Source organism: Aliamphritea spongicola, from assembly GCF_017051665.1.
GTDB lineage: Bacteria > Pseudomonadota > Gammaproteobacteria > Pseudomonadales > Balneatricaceae > Amphritea > Amphritea spongicola.
In genome coordinates this window covers 554,990-575,024 of sequence record NZ_JAFIDL010000002.1, presented here as the reverse complement: position 1 = coordinate 575,024, position 20,035 = coordinate 554,990, and the positions used below count along the sequence as shown (strand labels likewise).

Below are 20,035 nucleotides of genomic sequence, written 5' to 3'. Positions count from 1 at the left end.
AATCACGCGTCGTGATTCGGCTTATTCGAGACCAGGCCTCCGGGCACCAACAAATTCTTAAAGAATCCTAGCTTCGTGCTGGGATTTTTTATGCCTGAAAATCACGCGTCGTGATTCGGCTTATTCGAGATACGGCCTCCGGCACCAACAAATTCTTAAAGAATCCTAGTTTCGTGCTGGGATTTTTTATGCCTGAAAATCACGCGTCGTGATTCGGCTTATTCGAGACCAGGCCTCCGGGCACCAACAAATTCTTAAAGAATCCTAGCTTCGTGCTGGGATTTTTTATGCCTGAAAATCACGCGTCGTGATTCGGCTTATTCGAGTGATTTTGAAAACCCGCCCCTCCGGGCACCCATTTATTTTAAGCCTCGCTCCTTAGCGGGGCTTTTTCGTACCTGGCGGACAGAAACCCAGCTACCGGTAATGCAGCCTGATCCTTTATTCATCAGTGCAAGTTTGCCTTTCTCCAGCAGCGGTGATGTACAAAGCCTATTTACTCTATCTAAGCCCGGTCATCATTTCGCACACAGTCCTCCAAAAGGCTGAGTATGAATCGCCCCCAAATTCTGTGGATAAACCTGTTCGCAAAATGCGTATGAATCAAGTCCGGGCTGAACAGCCGTGGCTATAGGTTTAACGGTCAATATCTGACCACAGCAAACCCAACTGCTCTTACTCCAAAGTAAGAATGGCCTGCAAACTGAAAAGGGGCTGTCAGCCCCTTTCCGGATTCTGTTATTCGCTCTGTAACAGTCATCACCTACAGATACTGAACAGCCTTCTCAGGCAACTTCAGCGACTTTATCGGGTATCAACTGCCCACTTTCATTTGTCATGCTCAGATCATCAACCACCTTATCACGACCAGAAGCTTTAGCCTGGTAGAGCAGATCATCTACGCGCTTCAGGGTCTGTTCGATATTTTCACCTGTCTTATACTGAGTTACACCAATGCTCGAAGTGACGTAAAGGTTCTCGCCATCACTAAGCGGAATCGACGTGTTACGAATAGAATGTGCGACGCGATGGGCAATCTGAGTGGCTTCCCCGAGCGACACCCCGGGTAAAACAGCCACAAACTCTTCGCCACCAAAGCGGGCTATGATATCTGTGCTACGCAATTCATGTTTCATAATCCGGGCGACGGTCACCAGTACCTGATCACCCGTTGCATGGCCGTGATAATCATTAATACGTTTAAAGCGGTCCAGATCAAACATCATCACAGAAAATGGCTGTGAATCCTCAGCCGATTTTTTTTGCTCCTGGCTGGCCTGACGTAGCAGCACTCTGCGGTTAATTAACTCAGTTAAGGGATCTACCGTTGATTCCCGATACAGCTTCATAAGCATCAGCAATTGCCCGGTCTGAAGCCACAAACTGATACCGGCAAACAGAGATAACAACCAGAGCGTATTAAACAGAGCATAGTAATCGCCATTAAACCTGCTCACCTCAAACAGCGCGACAGGGATGGAAATCACGCCGGCCAGAAACAGGCCTCCGCTGATAGTCAGAGGAAAAAGTCCCAACATTGCCATTATCAGATAGGGCATCATGCTGAAAAACAGGGGGATACCGCCATCGGGAATAACACTGAAACTTTGCATACTGCAAAGATAGAAAACCGTCGGTACCAGAAATGTCAGCGTGATGACTATTCGGGTAACAACGACAGAGGTCTGACGGTAGAGAACATAACCAAGAAAAAACAGTGAGACTGACAGAGCGATGCGAGTTTTAAGTAAAAACTGCGCCTGTTCAGATGGCAGCGTCAGGAAATCAAACAGCGCAAATACCGGCACCATGATGGCAAAAAACAAACACATCAGCTTAAGACGAACAGCGACATAACTGTAGCGGGTCTGAGTAAAATCTGCAGAATGAAACCAGCTTGAAATAGCATCAGCTTTAGCGTGATTTATGATGGATAAATACACACTTTGCTTTGCAGGCCGCTGACTCTTTTTTCGTCGCTCGTATTCTTTGCTTTGGGTGTCGATTTGTCCGGGCATAACAAATAATTCCTTTTTTACTCTTATCAGAGTGCTCTTATTTTTATTAGAAATTTAAGGAGTAGCGGCTATCGTTTCGAAATAATTTCAAACTGGAAAGGCTAAAAACCACCTTCTTAACCAATTGATTTAAAACGCTTGTTTGCTTTTTATTGCGACTAAGATGCGCTACGCGTGTTGGATTCTAGCGGTCAGACAAAGCGCTTTCCCTGTCTCACATCAATTTTTTCTGACTCTGTTAAGCCTGCTCGACTTACCTATTCGGATTGCCCGACGGATGATAAAAGTAAGCGTTATACCGATGAATGTTTCGGAGTCCCTGAGTCTGGCCGACAGATATAAAAATCAGATGACGACTGATGCAAAGGCTTGGCTGCCCCCGCCAATAAAGTGTATTGAAGATATGCTTCTAAAAAAGATAAATCACCGAAATCTTACAAGACAGCCCGATGCAAAGAGCACCTACCCGGTCGCTCCCCAATACGTAACTTTGGAGTCTCGCCGCCCTCTGGCCAAACTGAGATAAGAGTAGATGATACTTAAATGCGCTGAAAAACCGAATGTCCAGCCATGACGGGAGTGCTTTGCTGCACTCTGCAAGAATATATAACCGGTTTCAGGTTTGTAATGACTAAAAAGTACTGTGTCTGCAATTCGGCTTACCTGAGAGTCTGGCCTGCAGACACCAACACATTCTTAAAGAATCCCAGTATTTCTTTTCACAAAGAACACTGGGATTTTTTATACCCGAATATCCCACATAAACTCAGCTTACTCCGGCTCAGGCCTCGTAGGCTGATAATCCGGCAGCGCCTGGTAATATCCCTTCTTAAACGCCAGGCTGCCCCACATGGCATTGGCGTGGGCCCGCTTGATGTCTGCTTCGCTGAGCGGCGTGGGAGTCAGGCTATCTGCCTGAGGATCATAGGCATAAGTGGAAATCCCCTGTCCCGGCTGGATAACAACCACACCGTTATCGGCCTTCATCCAGCCAAAGTTCTTCCCGCGCTGCATCAGCGCCCGCTGTTTATCAACAGGAACATCTTTGGTTAAGTCATTACCGATCATCGGGTTCTGGCTGCTGATACCCGCCAGTGATAACAGGGTTGGAGGTAAATCAATCTGAGATGCCAGCCGGCTGTCCTGACGGGCTTCAATGCCGCCACCAAAGATAATGGCAGGGATCTTAAAATGCCCCACTGGCACCGATAAACTGCCCGAGGCTCTGGAGTCATGATCCGCGACCGCAATGAAAATGGTCGACTCCCAATAGTCCGACTGTTTTGCCCGTTCAACAAACTGCCCTAGCGCGTAATCCGCATACTTAACCGCATTTTCAACCGTAGCAGCAGGCTGATTGTAAGGCGTAATTTTGCCTTCTGGATATTCGAACGGCGTATGGTTGGAAGAGCTGAACACCAGACTGAAGAACGGCTGTTCCTGCTTCGATAACTGGCTGAACTGCTGATGAGCTTCTTTGTATAAATCCTCATCTGACGCCCCCCAGGAACCCACAAACTCTGGACTTTCAAAACGGGGGAAGTCATGCATATCGGTAAAGCCATTCCCCAGGAAAAAGCTCTTCATATTATCGAAATGGCTTTCACCGCCGTAAACAAACTGTGTGTGGTAACCGTTGGACTTCAGTACATCTGCAATCGTAAAGAAGTTCGTCTGGCTGGCCCCTAACTTAACCACAGCTCTGGCCGGGGTAGGCGTAAAACCGGTGGTAATGGCTTCAATCCCCCTTACCGAACGGGTACCTGAGGCATACATCCGGGTGAAACCCCAGCCCTCCTGCATCAGCTTATCCAGATTTGGGGATGCATCTATCCCACCCAGACTTTTCACATACCGCGCGCCATGACTCTCCAGCAACAGAATCACAATGTTTTTCGGCTTACCCTGATAGCTGGCATAGTGATTCGCCAGCGTTGGCCGGGAACCGGGAATAAAGGCATCCTTATCCACAACCATTGAGGCTTTTATTTCTGCGATGATGTCCTCTTCCGGCATGTCCGGGTAATAGCTGAACGCACTGGCTTCGCTGCTCATCTGTTTCGCCGCAAACAACACCGAGTATCCGGAATTCAGCACCAGATCATTCATCAGTGGGTCACTGGAAAACGATACCATGGCAGGATTCAGAGGCCGGTGACCCAACGATGATCGAGCACCAAGCGCGCCGATCAGCACCACAGCGACCAGAACCAGCGGCCGCCAGTACCATTTGGGATAACGCAGCCCTGTTACCAGATATCCACTGAACCGCCAGCCCAGCACAAGGGTAATCACACTGACCACCAGACTCAGCGCCAGCTCAAACTTGTAGCCGGTCCAGAGCATGCTGAACACTTCTTTAGGGTAAATCAGATACTCAATGAACAGCCGGTTTGGCCGCAAATCATATTCCAGAATAAACGCCGGCGTCGCCGACTCCATGTAGACAACAAACCACAACGCAACGGTTATCCAGATCCTTAGCAGGTAATTTAAAACCCGGCCAACCAAATGCTCACCGCTGAACAGGCTGAGTAACATTGCCGGTATCAGAAACAGAATACAGACTGATGCAATATCAACCCGTAAGCCGCTGGCGAATACCGCCAGCCAGCCATCAGTGGCGCTCACCCGGTCAGACTGCCACAGTGCCAGCCCCAGACGGAAAACGGTCATCAGCAAAATCAAGGCAAAACCCGCCATCACCACCGGGTACACAGGCCCCAGCGTGTTTTTAAGATTTTTCATTGGAATGACTACACCCTTTACATACGGAATATGACTGCTGAACGATGTAAGCAGAGCCTGGTACAGCGTTTCCGGATCCCGCCGGAATCTGAGAAAAGTGTGCAACCGGAACGGATACAGAGGGCCGGTTTACCCACCGGCGCCGATCTTAGTCACAGGGGTGTGGAAATTTTGTGAACCGCAATCTGCGGTTCAAATCAGGGATAAACAAAAGACAAAACGGCAAACTGAGAAAGGAATATCAGAAAAATACAGACGTACCGGGCACAGCCACAGTAAAGGGTAATCACACTTGCCCACAGAAGCTGAGGATAACTCTGTGGGCAAGGTGAGCATGAATGGTTACAGCGCTGTTTCAGCGGGAAAAGCGCCGGTCAGGCTATATTTCAGCCACTTTTGCTGCCCGCCGGCGCTAACAGCCGTTCATAGTGATCCAGCAGATAATTGCGCACCAGAAGCGGATTCTGCTGCAAGTATTCAGCAGCGGTTTCCGGCAGCTCATTCAGCTGTTGCTGGCGGGCACTGTATTGCTCCAGCACCAGCCGGTTATCCTGCCAGTACTGTTCGACCTGTTCAGCCTCAGGGTGCAACGTGCCGTTATCCAGAGTCCCCAGAGGCCGGCCGGCAAGATGGTTATCCACCATGTCCTGCAGGCTGAACCCTCCGGCACCGGAACTCAGAGAAAAGCGCCCGGAAAACTCACTGAACATCCCGTTCATAAGGGTTTGCATCTGCTGATAGAGAGAAGATCGCTGGTCACTGAACATTTCCCGGGCAGCAATCTGATCCAGCCCGTCCAGGTCTTCCCAGCTGCGGGCAGAATCGTCCATCATCAATCGGACACTTTCACCCAGCTCAGGTTTGTACTGGTTCACGTCTTCACGCTCAAGCTGCTCAACGGTACCGTTGCCGGTATCCCCAAAGCCAACCGTTACCGGCCGGTATTCACTGCCCCGCTCAACAGGGCCTGCCGCGTAGGCGTTTTTCAGTTTATCAATCACCAGATTTACATCGTCGGCAGGCTGAATATCACGGCTGCTGAGCCAGCCCTCGACGTCTTCAGGAAAGCTTTCCAGCGCCTGATAGCTCTCCTTCATGGTATTAATCTGAGGCTGATGCGCCGTGACAAAATCATCGATTAAAGCGCTGTCCGGATGCAGGCTGCCATCCGGCATCTGAGCGGCCGGCTTACCTTCTTTGATATTATCCAGCACCTGCTCCGCGCTGATTGCCGGACTGCCTTCAGGGAACTCCACCTGACGGAACTGTTTTTGCAAATTCAGAAAACTGCCCAGATACTGGCTCGCCAGCTGCTGGCGCTCAGTGACCATCTGCTGCTGATAATCTGCAGCCTGATCACCAGCCGCCGTGCCTTCTGCCCGGTATGCCTGCCACTGGCTATGATCTTTTTCGCTCCAGAACATGACTTCCGTAACGCCGTAGATTTCACCTTCAGCATTTTGCCGGAAGCTGCCCATGGTCATACTTTCCTGGCCGATTAAGCCACTGGCCTTAAGCTCATCCACTTCAGACAACGCCTGAAAGCTGGACATGTTGTTGCTGTTAACAACCTTTCTGGCCGGTGGTAGCTGATACGGATTCTGCGACGCCGTCTGCACAATGGCACTGTGTGTATTCATTGTCTGACTCCCTGACTGAACGATGATTGGCTGATTCAAATAATAGAAAGCAGCAAAATCCATTCCATCAGTGTTCAGAACAACACATATACTGTCCCCTGTTCCCGCCGGGCCCCTGCAGCACGCTTATTCTGTGGCCTGAAAGATATCCGCCAGCCATTGCCTGAATGCCCGGCTGTGTAATTTGCCCTCGCCGGCGCTGGCGGGAACGGCAAGATAATGCCGCTGGGTAATTGCCACCGGATCACCGACAATGCTCAGTGGCCGGCCACTGTCGATCGCCCCCCGGGCAAAGCGTTCCAGTACCACAGCGCAGCCCAGGTTATTCGCCACCAGCTCAGCGGCGGCCACGAAAGTATCCACCTGGAAATGTGCCTGACGGCTATCCTGATGCAGCTGAAAAGGACTCAGATAATGATCCCAGTGATCCTCATAGCCCAGAATATGCACCGACGGGCAGTTCAGCAGGTCAGCCGGTCCGTTAATCTGTCCGGCCAGCTGAGTACCACACACCGGCACCAACCGTTCCTCAGACAGCACCTGAGACAGATGCCCCGCCGGCTCACTCGCCGCCAGTACAATGTCGATATCCACATCCTCAGCATCCAGCCCGTCCGGCCAGATAGAGGTAATGAACTTGATACTGACATCCGGGTGCTGCTGCTTAAAACTGCCCAGCTTCGGGGCCAGCCAGACAATCAGCGCCACTGACGCCCGCACCACCAGGGTTTTGCCCTGCTCCGTACTGAACAGGCCGTCTGTTGAAACCGAAAGATTACGCAGCGATTCACGTACCGCCGGCAAATAGGCTTTGCCAATATCGGTCAGACCAAGACTTTTAGGCCCCCGGATAAACAACTTCTGCCCCAACTTGGTCTCCAGCGATTTTATCTGGATGCTCACCGCCGTCTGGGTCAGACCCAGCTCTTTACTGGCCGCTGTAAAGCTCAGATAACGGGCCGTCGCCTCAAAGGTTCGCAGCCAGTTCAGATTAATATTCCGGTTCATTCGCACCCCATCCTTTTGACTCAGTTCAGCCTGTTTCAGCAAAGCCCGTCACAGCCAAGCCCGTCACAGCCAAGCCCGTCACAGCAAAGCTCATCACTGCTATCCGCCATAAAAAATTTATGCCCATTGGCCATGTTTTTTTCGTTGTTCAATTTTTACCGCTCTTCACATACTAACTGTATCACTCATCGCCAGTGAAGCCCTGATCCGGCCAGCCTGCCAGGCGCAGGCTGACCTATAAAAATAATCATAAGCAGGAGATGCTGTATGACGGCCCAGCCCCTTATTCACAGTGACGACTTCATTCTCAGCCTGGTAGATCTGGAACGCTACCCTATCGAAGACCTGACCCAGGGGGCCGGTGCAGAATTTCTGGCCGCCTGCCAGCAACAGATGGAACAGGTCGGCTGGTGCAGCTTTGCTGACTTCATCAAGCCTGAACGGCTGGCAGCCCTGGCAGCAGAAGCGAATAACCTTTTGCCGGAAGCAGAAGAGCTGGTGATCAAACGTAATATTTATCAGGGTGCTGCCAATGCAGACCTGGCAGACGATAACCCCGCCAGTAAAGAATACACCCACCGGGCGCTGCAGCTGGCCGATGATCAGCTGGCAGAAGACACCCTGATCAAGCAGCTATACAAGTCCGATATCCTCACCGACTTTATCCGCCAGGTGCAGAAGAAACCCACTCTATACCGCTGTGAAGACGAATTTCAGGCCCTGAATATCGTGGCACTGGAACCGGGTAGCTGGCATGCCTGGCATTATGACACCACAGAATGCACGGTCACCCTGCTGCTGCAACCGGCGGAACAGGGCGGCGAGTTTACTTTCCTGGCCAACTCCCGTACCGATGACGACGAAGATCATGAAGCCGTCGCCCGGCTACTCAGCGGCGATACTTCCAAGGCCAACACCCTCAGCAGAGGAGCCGGTACACTGACTCTGTTCCGCGGCGGCTACTCCCTGCACGGTGTAACAGAGATCGAAGGTTCAAAACCCCGTATCAGTGCTATTCTGACCTACGCAGAAGAACCCGGCGTGGTCATTGACGACGACATCAACATACGGATATACGGCCCGCGGGCACAGAAAATTATTGAATCCCGTCAGGGCTAACAGCCCTGGCTAAACAGCTTGAAAACAGTTTTAAAAACAAAGAGATCCTAAAAAGGGACCCGACATGAATACAGCTCTACTTGTGATCGATGTGCAAATGGCACTTCTCGAAGACGACAATAACGGTGCCAAGCGCTCGAACCCTGCCGCCGCCGACAACATTACCCGGCTGCTGACCGCTTTCCGGGAAAAAGGCGATGTAATTGTTCACGTTCACCACCATGGCACCGATCCGGAAGACCCGTTCTTCTCAGAAGCACCGGGTGCCGCGGTACAGCCGTTTGCTGCCCCTCAGGGTGATGAGCCGGTAGTCATTAAGTTCGGCAGCAGCGCCTTTGTCGGCACCGACCTGGAGCAAATGCTGCGCGCTCAGAACATCGAACGGGTGGTTATCTGTGGTGCCACCGCCAACCACTGTGCAGAATCCGCCGCACGCTCAGCGAGCAACCTTGGTTTTGACACCCTGTACACCGCTGATGGTGTATGGGCTTACGAAGCGACCGGTCCGGACGGCATTACCCACAGTGCGGAAACCATTCACTCTGTCAGCCTCTCAACCCTTCAGGGTGAGTTCGCAGATGTACTGACCACAGAGGAAATACTGGCAAAGGTCTGAACAGACCCGGCTGTAACCGGGGAGCATGGCGCATGTCTCCCCGCTGCTTATCCGGCGCAGTAAAAAACTGAGCCGGATATCACATTTCAGGGCTCAGGACGCCCCGAATCTCATCATTCCGAATCAGCCAGACTGCTTCAGGATAGACATATACTTGCTGACTTCCGCCGAAGTACGCTGCTCCGGGCTGAGCTTGTCCGCAATGGTGAGTGCGGTCTGTACATCCTTAAGAGATTCTTTCTCTTTCTCAGTCAGAATGTCAGCATCATCACTCTTCAGAAAGCTCTCCAGCTCAGCGGCAGCCGTGGCCGGGTCAACCGGAAAGGTTTTGCTTTTAGAACCGTCCAGGTTATCCAGAATCTCTTTGGAGTTTTCCAGCAGCTTCAGCAGGTTTGAAACACCGTCTTCATCCTTCACCCGCTCAGAGATAGCATCAATAGCACCTTTCAGCTCGCCTACCGAATCCGTAGAACCGGTCACGGAATTCAGTCCGCCCGCCAGTTTAGAGGCTTCACTCTCGGTGATAAGGCCCAACTCAGACAGGCGGTTAAGAAATCCGTTAGTAATCTTAAAATCCGAACCGGTAATGTCGAATTCTTTATTCAGCTGGGCAAACTTTTCCCCCCGGGAGCTGAAAACCTGTTTCTCTTCACTGGCAGCGGTTGCCGGTGTCGCCGTGTTGCCGGTTGTGTCAGTCGCGGTTGTCTGAGCGGCTGAGCTGGCAGTGGTATCGGTCTGTGCCGGCTGGCTGGTTACCTGAGGAGAACTTGTCAAAACCTGCATAGTGTATGTCCTTATTGATTACTGCCTGATGCTATACAAAATTGATGCCAGAAAAATCCTCTTACACAGTTTTCCCGCCAGACGGCGGTTAGCGGCACTCTGCTGCGAAAAAGTCACCCGTTACAATGACATAAGCCACTGAAAACCGGCAAACCGGCGGCAATATCAGGCCTCCCGGAACTGCAGAGCGGCCAGCCGTTTATACAGCTCTGAGGTCTCCAGTAAGGTCTCGTGTGTGCCTTTCGCAACCACCCTCCCCTGATCCATCACCACAATCTGATCTGCGTGCAGAATAGTGGATAAACGGTGGGCAATAATCACCGTGGTACGCCCTTCCATCAGGTTATCCAGCCCCAGCTTAATAGCATGTTCGCTTTCGGTATCCAGCGCACTGGTGGCCTCATCCAGCAACAGAATGCGCGGATCATTCAGAATGGCCCGGGCAATGGCAATCCGCTGCTTCTGCCCGCCAGATAACCGCACCCCCTGCTCTCCCAGATCACTGAGATAACCATCCGGCAAACGGCGGATAAACTCATCCGCATAGGCTGCTTTTGCGGCCGCCTCCACTTCCGCATCTGTGGCGTCTGGCCGCCCGTAACGGATGTTATCCAGTACGTTTGCCGTAAATAACGAAGGCTGCTGGGCCACCAGCGCGGTTTGCTGGCGTAACTGCTGTGGGTGCAGCTGCCGCAGGTCAGTATCCGCCAGACAGACAGCCCCCTGCTGGGGATCATAGAACCGCAGCAATAACTCAAATACGGTGGACTTACCCGCCCCGGAAGGCCCCACCAGCGCGGTGATCTTACCTTCCGGGATATGCAGGCTGAAATCCTCAAGCGCTGCCTGTTCCGGGCGGGACGGATACCTGAACGTGACATCTTTCAGGCTCAGGCTGGCATCCAGCTGTGTAGCATCTTCCGGCTCGGCCGGCGGAGTGATTTCACTCTCGGCATGCAGCAATTCCATCAGCCGTTCAGTCGCCCCCACTGCCCGCTGCAGCTCGCCGTATACTTCGGACAGGGTGCCGGCCCCCATGGCAACGATCAGTGCATAAAATACAAATGCCCCCAGATCACCACCGCTCATAACCCCGGTAATCACGTCGTAACCGCCAATCCAGAGCATCCCGGACAGCGCACTGAAGACCAGCACAATCACCACCGCCATCAGCAAGGCTCGCTGGCTGATCCGCTTACGGGCAACCGTAAAGGCGGTATCCACTTCCCGGGCGAAGGCCCGGCTTTCCTGGGCTTCCTGGGTGTAACTCTGCACGGTTTTAATCTGCTGAATGGCTTCACCGGCATAGGTGCCGACATCGGCAATGCTGTCCTGGCTTTTGCGGGCCAGAGCACGCACCCGGCGGCCAAACAGCAGGACCGGTAACAACACCAGAGGGACACCGGCCACAATGATCAGACTCAGTTTCACATTGGTTACGAACAGCATCACCAGCGCCCCTATCGTGGTCACAATGCTGCGCAGGGCCATCGAAAAAGAACTACCAATGATTGACTGTAACAGAGTGGTATCCGTGGTGAGCCGCGACATAATTTCGCCGCTGCGGTTTATTTCAAAATAGCTGGTATGCAAACGCATCAGGTTATCGAACACCGCCTGGCGGATATCTGCGGTGATCCGCTCACCCAGCCAGGAAACCAGATAAAAACGCACAAAGGTGCCGCCGGCCATCAACAGCGCCATGACGATCAGTACGATAATGGCCTGATTCAGCTGTGCCACGGAGCCGGCAATAAAACCATTATCAATGACCAGCTTTACTCCCTGGCCGATCGCCAGCGTCACCCCGGCGGTGAACAGCAGGGCCACCATCGCCCCCAGCCACTGCCGCCGGTATGGCAACATGAACTGCACCAGTTGGAACAGTGTTGAAAGCTTGCGGATTTTACTCAATGTCTCAATCCTGTATTCATCGTAAATCGCCTACTCAGCGGAAACGTGCTGGCGGGAATTCGCCAGTCCGAAATCTTCCAGAATGCTGTAACAGCACGGCACCACAAACAGCACCAGCAAGGTCGAGCTGGCTATGCCGAACACAATGCTGACCGTTAACGGAATCAGAATCTGCGCCTGCAAACTAGTTTCAAATAACAGCGGTGTCATCCCGGCAATGGTGGTCAGGGAGGTCAGTAATACTGCCCTGAAACGGTCATGGCTGGCCCTTGCGGCAGCGGCATGCACGCTCATGCCTTCGGCAATGCGCCGCTTCACAAACTCCACCAGCAGAATTGAATCATTCACCACGATCCCCGCCAGCGATACAAACCCCAGCATCGAAGGCATGGTGATATCCAGCCCCAGCAGCCAGTGCCCCCAGATCACCCCGATCAGCGCCAGTGGAATATTAATCATCACAATGACCGGCTCCATATAGGAGCGGAACTGGAAGCTCAGCAAAATAAATATCCCCGCCAGCCCCATCAGCATGGATTTACCCATCGAGCCCTGGGTTTCTCCCCCTTCGGCCACTTCACCTTTAAAGACCAGCTTCACATCCGGGTAACGCTCCGCAAACCCCGGCAGAAAGTTCTTCTTCAGATCGCCAAGCACCGCATTGGTGTTATTCAGATTAGCGTCAATATCCCCCAGCACCGTCACGGTTCTGAGGTTATCCACACGGTGAATCCGGGAGAAACTTCTCGTAGGAACGATTTCCGCCACATTGCCTAAGGGAATCACTGCACCGTTCGCCGGATTAATAATCGGGAAGTTATCAAAATCCGCTAACTCATCCCTGGAGGCCTCATCCAGCTCAACAACCACTTCATAGTTTTCCAGCCCGATACTGGATTCAATCACCTTGCTGCCCTGAAACGCTGCCCGCAACTGCACTGCAATGCTCTGGGCCGTCATCCCCAGGCTGTAAGCTCCTTCCTTCAGATGCAGGGTAAATTCCGGTTTACCCGGACGCAGATCATCCAGCAGATTATTCACCCCGGGATAACCGGCCAGCCAGCCCTGTAACTCATGGGAAGCCACTGATAACTGTTCCAGATCGGCCCCCTGCAAACGGATTTCAATGGCCCGTCCGGCAGGCCCCAGACCCGGCTCTTTAATGGCAATACTCCAGGGGCCCTGAATGTCTTCAGCCAGCGCCAGCCACTGTTGTTTCAGGGTGTTAATAGAAAAGTGACGCTGCTCAGCCGTCAGCAGATCTACACTGATGGTTGCCAGGTGCGGCCCGGATTCAAAGGCATCCGAATTAGTGCCGTAATTCACCGTCACGGCATTCACCACAGGCTCGCCCTGAGTACCACTTAACGGGCCGGCAACGTCCTCCAATTGTTGCTTAAGCTGCGCCACCACCTGCTCAGTTTTCTCGATAGGCGTGCCGGTCGGCATCAGAATTTTGGCCTGCAGAATATCCCCTTCAATGGTAGGAAACGCAGAGAACTTCACCACCCCGGATGCCATCAGGCTGACCGACACAATCAGTAAGGCGATGACCCCGCCCACAAACGCATAGCGGATACGGATCAGGGCATTAACACCGGCATCAATCTTTAACCTGAGCCGGTCAAAAACCTCATCCACCCGGGTTCGCAGGGCCGACGATTTTTGCTTACCCGCATGCTCAAGAGAGTGATAAAGATGGCTCGGCAAGATAAAAAAGGCCTCAATCAGCGACACCGAGATCACTGAAATCAGCACCACCGGAATGACCACCAGAATCTGCCCGATATCACCGGTCAGGCTCAGCAACCCACTGAAAATACACAGGGTCGTCAGGAAGGAAGAAAACACCCCTTTGGCCACCAGCGAGGTACCGTCAATGGCCGCCTGCAAAGGTTTTTTACCATGCCGTAATTGCTGGCCGATACTCTCAGAGATCACAATGGCATCGTCCATCAAAATCCCCAGCGCCAGCAACAGCGCCACCATCGACAGCATATTGATGCTCATGCCCATCATGCCCAGCACAAAAGCACTGGCCAGAAAGGAAACCGGCAACCCCATCACCACCCAGAACGCATAGCGGGTGCCAAAGAACAGCCACATTACCGCAAAGACCAGCAACAGGCCCTGCCAGGCATTCTTCGCCAGCATGCTGATCCGGTCTTCAATAATACTGGTGGAATCCTGGGTCAGTACCAGGGTCACAGCACCGGGCAGCCGCTGCTGCTCTTCAGTTATAAAACCTTCCACAGTAGCCAGCACATCCAGGCTGTCATCAATAGTATTCTTGCTGACTTTCAGGAATGCCGCTGGCTGGCCGTTATAGGTCACCTTATTGGCATCCGTATCGAAATCGCTACGAATAGTAGCGATATCCCCCAGACGCAGTTCATTACGCTGATCACCACTGATAATCACCAGTTCCGCCAGCTCATCCGTGGTGCGCTTTTCGTCACTGAAACGGATCTGGTATTCCTGTTCCCGGCCGCTGAGTTCACCAGCGGGCATATCCACATTCTGGCCGCTGATTTTATCGGCAATATCCTGCAGGCTCAGACCATACTGCCGCAGGTTATGCTGGGCTACCTGTATCTGAAATTCCCGTTTACCAAAGCCCTGAATTTCCACCAGCGGGATACCCGGAGTTTGCAACATCCGCTGTTTAAGCTGTTCCGCCAGGGTTTTCAGATCCCGCCTTGGCAGGTCTGCGGTCAGGGCAACAGTCACTACATCCTGAGTCCGGCCGGTTTCGGCCACGACCGGGGTTTCGCTGTCCTGGGGGAAGTTATCCACACCGTCCACGGCGGAGTTTACATCCTCCAGAAACTCACTGAAGTTACCGGCTTCGAGCATTTTCAGGGTCATGATGGCGTTGGAATCACGGGCCTCGCAGCGCTTTTCTTCCATGAAGCTGATGCCGTCCATAGCATCTTCCAGCGGTTTACAGATGCCCAGCTCAACGTCAGTTGCAGCAGCGCCCGGATACGCCACCGAGACCTGCACTTCATACTTCTTAACTTCCGGAAAGGTTTCCCGTTTGATATCCGGCAGGGCCAGAATCCCCGCCAGCATAAACAGCCCCATCAGCAGGTTGGCGGCCGTCGGATGAGCCGCAAAAAAACGAATCATCTCAGTGTGCCTCCAGCCAGTCAGCCAGTGCCTGCTGTGCAGCAGAATCAGCCTGCGGCTCCAGCAACATACCCTTTACCGCCGGAAACAGGTCAGAGGTAATAACCCGGTCTGATGTCAGCGTTATCTGTTGCGGGTCCAGTAACAGCATTTGCTGCTGCGCAAAACCTTCCACCGGCTGGCGCAGCAGTTTCTCACCCTCACCCGCCAGATACAGCTCCCCTTCATGCAGGGCATTTCGCGGCACCACCAGGAACGGCTGGGCCCGGCCCTGCAACTCAACCTGCATATACATGCCATCAATCAGAGGGGGTTTCAGCCCCGGTTCAACCTGCTCATAAGGCCGGTCAACACTGACGATCACCCCCACCGTACGGGACGCCGGATCAAGGTTATTACTGATCCGCTCCACCTTCGCCTCCCAGCTGACCCGGGCGTCATTGCCCACCAGGCTGACACGTGCTTCCAGTCCCAGACGGGACATCAGTGTCTCAGTATCGGTACCTTCTTCAAGAAAGATATCCGCCTGCTCAGCCGGCAGATCAAAGCCTTTGGATAACAGGCGCATTTGCGGCAGGGCGAACTGCGCATTCACCAGCACTTTATCAATGGTTTGCGCCGAGAATAGTGATGTATTCAACCCCACATACTGATCAGTCTCCACGGACTGGCTGGCGATCCGGGCGTCGAATGGCAAGCTGATCCGGGTACGTTCCAGATTCAGTTCCTGAGCCGCCACTTCTGCTTCGGCGATTTCCAGCTGTGCCTGCAAAACTTCGGTGTTATACGGCAGGGCATCCAGACTGTTCTGTAAACTCTGCACTTCCTGCCGGGCCTGCAGCACAGCATTACGCTGGCTGTCTACCTGCGACTGGGCCACAGAACGCTTCTTAAGTAACTGTTCAAAACGTACCAGCTCTTTTGAGGCCAGATTCAGCTTGTCTTTCGCCAGTTTCAGATCCAGTTCCGCATCCTGACGGGTGATCTCCTGCTCCGCCAGATTCGCCCGGTTCTGGGCCAGAGTGGCCTGGGCTTTTTTCAGCGCCAGCACATAGTCACTGTCATCAATCTGCACCACCAGTGTTCCGGCCGGCAGCAACACACCCTGTTTCAGCTGCGGATGCACATACACCACTTTACCGGCCACTTCCGCCCGTACATCCAGCAGAATATCCGGCTCAACCTCTCCGTAACCGGTCACCGTCGGGCGGACTTCATATTCCGCCACCTGCAGCGTGGTTACCGGCACGCCTTTTTCGGCACTGACCTGATGCTGCATCTGTGGCTGGGATTTGATGATCACCAGTGCGATGACAACTCCCAGCGCCACCACCAGCGGCAACGCCCAAAACCGGCCCAGCCAGGATTTCTTATCGGTCTGGCTCATTGCACAGCCCCCTCTGTAAAAATACGGTATACATGTTCTGCCCAGGCATCGCTGGCAATCTCGTCATGGCTGATCTGCCAGACCTGCTCACGCACAGGCACAGCAACAAACGGAGTGATGATCATATTGATCAGCGAAAAGCCCAGCCATTTAGGATTCATATCGCCCTTTATCCGGCCGGCTTTCTGCTCTGCAGCGATCAGCTCAGGCAGCATTTCAGCGGTGCGCTTCGGCAGGGTAGCGATAAAAACCTTTTTCAGCTCACTGTCTCCGGCAATCACTTCATCGGCGATCAGCCGGGTTATCGGCTGATTTTTGGCGAAGAACTTCACCGACCGGCTGATAAACATCTTCAGCGGTTCATCCGACGCCTTAACAGCCGCAAAGTCTTCCTGCTGCTGTTTACTGACCCGTTCCAGCAACGCCAGAAACACTCCCTGCTTATCATTGAAGTAATACTTGATCATCGCTGACTGGGTATTCGCCTGGCTGGCCAGCTCCCGGATGGTAATGCTCCGGTAACTCTTGTGCCGAAGCAGTTCAAATGCAGCATCAAGCAGATCCTCACGGCGCTTTTCCTGCAGGGCAGGATCGGTCGGACGGCCTCTCTTTGGCTTTGCTGGCTGGGTCATAACGGTGTACTGCCTTTTAATTATCATTTAATTGATCAATTGATAAATTAAATGATAAACCTTAGGGAACCGGCGAACAAGTCCGAAACTTATTCACAACACGCCCTCTCCCCGCAGAGCTGCGCGCAGGAGTATCCCTCAGGTAAGTGTTAACTTGCGTTAAGTGGCTGTAAAAATTTGCAAAGATGGCATGTAGCGTCAGGCGCTGAAGAGATAAGCCACCGGGCGCTGAAGGGATCAGGCCGGGATGAGAGAATCAGGCCCCGGCGACCTGCAAGGTATTCAGTGCTTCAAGATAGACCGGCTTCCAGGAACGGCAGAAGTCAGACGGTTCTGCGTCAGTCTCGGTCAGTAATTCCAGCAGCCCCGGAATCAGCAGCCCCTGTTCTTTGTACATACCCTGCTGCTCCGCAGCGATCAGTAACGCAGTAACCGCTGCCTGAAAAATGCGGTGGGTCAGCGGGCGCTGGGAAATCTGCCGTCCATCCGTCAGGGACTGCTCACAACTAAAAGCATTCTGGGAGCTGAACATACGGCACACCAGTGGCCGGTGCTCATATACGCTGCAACTCTGCTCCGCCGTCAGTAACGGGCAGGGGGCCCGCATAAAGGCGCCGCCCCTCTGCTGAATATCCTGCTGCAGTCGGGTATTCAGGTCGGCAAGTTCGGCATCACTAAGGCTGAGCTTAAGGTGCAGCGCTAACTGAACAATGTCCTGAGGTGCAGCCTGCACCGGAAAATGACAGCAGTGACTACAGCCCTGCTGACAGGCGGTCTGGTAGTTATCCGGAAAATTGGCAACGAATATATGTTCCGCATGAACAATGCTGTTGTTGCATATTCTGAGGGTATCAGCCGGTGTGGCAGCGTCTTTTACATCTTCATAAATCTGCCGGCAAAGCTTATTAAAAAGATCATCATAAATGACGCCGGCCTTGCGCATGGCTTCGGCCGCAAATTCAACTTCACTGTGATCAAAGAACTTATCCGTTTGAGACATAACCCCTCACCAGGCTGCTATTGCGGATTCAGCGCTGATTATACCCGCCGGGGCCTTCTTCCCGCCAACCGGATTCCGCGCAAATCTGTACCTGTCAGTTTTTTTTCGGCTGTACATATAAGAACCTTCTGAACAGCCGATATAAGCCTTATCAACATTTCAAAGGAGGCTGCGCCGCTCTGTATCCACACGTATAGGGATGATTTCTGAGGACAGGCAAGGATGACATCATGAAACTCTATTCTGCAACGCTGACCACACCACCGCCAAACAGCCTGACCGGCCCCCGAACCACGGAGGCAAAGCAGCCGGACGCTCAAACAGCGCAGCAGCTGAAAAGCGCACAACAGGCCAGCCAGGACTCGCTGATTAAAAGTGATGGTCCGATTGACGCCCCCCGGGGTGAAAAATTCACCGTTACCGATCCCTCAGCCACGGTTAAAACCTACTTTGTACTGGGCGATGAGCGTAATGAACGTATCGAGAATGTCCTCAACCGGGTCAGCAAAGAACAGCGCCAGTCGCTGATTAACACCGAGATGATTCTCGATGATAACTTCCTGTCGCTGGCAGAATCCCTGGATGACAATGCCCTCGGGCAGCTGGCCAGCAGCATTCATAAAATGCAGACCCCGGCGACGGTGCATATGGCCCCTAACTACGGGCTGGCGACAGCCCGGCTGGCCAAAGAGTTTGTTGCGGATCTGACGGCCATGTCATCAGACACACAGTTACGGGTACTGGAACGGGCTGCGGGTTATGCGGAACAGGTTATCAGCCGGCCAACGGAATCTACCTACAATGCCAACGGCACGCTGCCGTTTGCGCAACCTTCGCCTTCAGCGAACAACCTGTATAACTTTGTCAGCGCGGTTCACAAAAGCGATGACCCGGACGCCATGCTGAATTCCCTGCAGCCCTTCACCGAATCCCAGCAGGATACCCTGTTACTGATTTACGCCGCCGATAATCAGCTAGGTCAGGATGTTGTTGAAGGCCTGACAGACCGTTCTGAACAGGCCACGGATTCCTTCCTGAATTATCTGGGGGGATTAGCCGAGAAGGCCCGGCCGGGATTCGAATACGGTTTCAATAAACCGGTTGGATATGAAGAACCTGACCGGGCCAATATCGATTACGATAACGAAATGCTCTGGGTCGTCAAAGACATGCTGGATACCACCATGAGCTTCATATCTGAATACCAGTTCAGCGATGAGCAGTTATCCGCCATGACCGATAAGCTCAGTTACATGGAATCGACCCACCAGCGCAGTTATCTTGAGATCACCAAAACAGGCCTTGAAACCCTGGTCGGCGATGAAGCAGACACACTGGAACTGGAAGATAACCCTGAAATCATCGAAGCCCTTGATCAGCTGCGGGATAACCACTCCACCCGGGAAGGCATCGCCCTGAGCCGGATGGGTGATGACACCGGTGACCCGACCTCCCGCTATGAAGTCAAAGACGATTACGAAAGTAAACGGGATCAGAAAAACATGATCCGCCTGATGGTCACCGATGCCTGGCTTAACAAAGATGACATCAGCCGCAGTACTGCACTGAACACCACCTTCTCTGAGTTGAACGCAGAACAGCGCGACCAGTTGGTGCAGGACATTAACCAGCTGAACACTGCGGAGGTGCCACTGGCCCTGCAGGAGTCAGAGGAACAGAATCAGCAGTTTTCCCGCTTCCTGACCCGTACCAATACACTGGCTGAAACGGATAATCCGGCCGCGCTGTTACAGGCCGAAGCACAGCAGCCCGGCGAGCAGAAAGAAACCTTCTGGCAGGTTGCCGAGTTTGCCGGCGATCAGGTTGATGCGCTGGTCGGTGTCCTGCTGACCAGCAGTGAAGCGGTTGGCACTCAGCTGCTGGAAAATCTGAGCAGCAGTGCCGACAGTGTTCAGGCCGGGGAAACCGGCGCCCTTCAGGCCCGCACCGAACTGGTGGAAACCCTGAGCTTCTTCAGTGAACCGCGCCCGGAAGAAGAACAGCTTGAATACCTGCAGAAGATAGCCCGGTAAAACAG

13 protein-coding genes are annotated in these 20,035 nt (G+C 53.1%); 3 read left to right on the top strand and 10 right to left on the bottom strand.

Annotated elements, in window-relative coordinates:
• Nucleotides 1-785: 785 nt before the first annotated feature.
• The 4 genes from JYB63_RS09165 to JYB63_RS09150 form a co-directional block, all read right to left on the bottom strand.
• Nucleotides 786-2,018, bottom strand: a complete 1,233-nt coding sequence (locus tag JYB63_RS09165; protein ID WP_205657557.1) for a GGDEF domain-containing protein — start codon at nt 2,016-2,018, stop codon at nt 786-788.
• Between the two features lie 771 nt (nt 2,019-2,789).
• A complete protein-coding gene (locus JYB63_RS09160; protein WP_243431883.1) occupies nt 2,790-4,766 on the bottom strand; it encodes an LTA synthase family protein in 1,977 nt (658 codons plus the stop codon).
• Between the two features lie 386 nt (nt 4,767-5,152).
• Nucleotides 5,153-6,406, bottom strand: coding sequence for a hypothetical protein (locus tag JYB63_RS09155; RefSeq protein WP_205657556.1), 1,254 nt, complete (start codon nt 6,404-6,406; stop codon nt 5,153-5,155).
• Nucleotides 6,407-6,532: 126 nt separating this feature from the next.
• Nucleotides 6,533-7,414, bottom strand: a complete 882-nt coding sequence (locus JYB63_RS09150; RefSeq protein WP_205657555.1) for a LysR family transcriptional regulator — start codon at nt 7,412-7,414, stop codon at nt 6,533-6,535.
• Nucleotides 7,415-7,681: 267 nt separating this feature from the next.
• On the opposite strand from JYB63_RS09150, the gene JYB63_RS09145 reads away from it, so the two are divergent.
• Together JYB63_RS09145 and JYB63_RS09140 are read left to right on the top strand one after the other, a co-directional pair.
• Nucleotides 7,682-8,533 (top strand): HalD/BesD family halogenase, encoded by an 852-nt coding sequence (locus JYB63_RS09145; protein WP_205657554.1) that lies wholly within the window; start codon nt 7,682-7,684, stop codon nt 8,531-8,533.
• Nucleotides 8,534-8,597: 64 nt separating this feature from the next.
• Nucleotides 8,598-9,149, top strand: a complete 552-nt coding sequence (locus JYB63_RS09140; RefSeq protein WP_205657553.1) for an isochorismatase family protein — start codon at nt 8,598-8,600, stop codon at nt 9,147-9,149.
• A 123-nt stretch (nt 9,150-9,272) separates the two neighbouring features.
• Here the strand turns inward: JYB63_RS09140 and JYB63_RS09135 are convergent, their stop codons facing one another.
• From JYB63_RS09135 to JYB63_RS09110, 6 genes are all read right to left on the bottom strand, one after another.
• Complete coding sequence (locus tag JYB63_RS09135) at nt 9,273-9,932, bottom strand: hypothetical protein (RefSeq protein WP_205657552.1); 660 nt, start codon at nt 9,930-9,932, stop codon at nt 9,273-9,275.
• A 165-nt stretch (nt 9,933-10,097) separates the two neighbouring features.
• Nucleotides 10,098-11,846, bottom strand: a complete 1,749-nt coding sequence (locus JYB63_RS09130; RefSeq protein WP_272873553.1) for an ABC transporter transmembrane domain-containing protein — start codon at nt 11,844-11,846, stop codon at nt 10,098-10,100.
• 30 nt (nt 11,847-11,876) lie between these two features.
• Nucleotides 11,877-14,978, bottom strand: a complete 3,102-nt coding sequence (locus JYB63_RS09125) for an efflux RND transporter permease subunit (protein WP_205657551.1) — start codon at nt 14,976-14,978, stop codon at nt 11,877-11,879.
• Nucleotide 14,979: 1 nt separating this feature from the next.
• Nucleotides 14,980-16,365: an efflux RND transporter periplasmic adaptor subunit gene (locus JYB63_RS09120; RefSeq protein ID WP_205657550.1), complete on the bottom strand. Its 1,386-nt coding sequence runs from the start codon at nt 16,363-16,365 to the stop codon at nt 14,980-14,982.
• Nucleotides 16,362-16,997 (bottom strand): TetR/AcrR family transcriptional regulator, encoded by a 636-nt coding sequence (locus JYB63_RS09115; RefSeq protein WP_205657549.1) that lies wholly within the window; start codon nt 16,995-16,997, stop codon nt 16,362-16,364. Before JYB63_RS09115 ends, JYB63_RS09120 begins: the two co-directional genes overlap by 4 nt.
• A gap of 256 nt (nt 16,998-17,253) precedes the next feature.
• Entirely contained in the window at nt 17,254-17,997 is a 744-nt protein-coding gene (locus JYB63_RS09110; RefSeq protein ID WP_205657548.1) for a YkgJ family cysteine cluster protein, read from the bottom strand.
• A 230-nt stretch (nt 17,998-18,227) separates the two neighbouring features.
• Between JYB63_RS09110 and JYB63_RS09105 the strand changes: the two genes are divergently transcribed.
• A complete protein-coding gene (locus JYB63_RS09105) occupies nt 18,228-20,030 on the top strand; it encodes a hypothetical protein (protein ID WP_205657547.1) in 1,803 nt (600 codons plus the stop codon).
• The last annotated feature ends 5 nt before the right edge of the window (nt 20,031-20,035 follow it).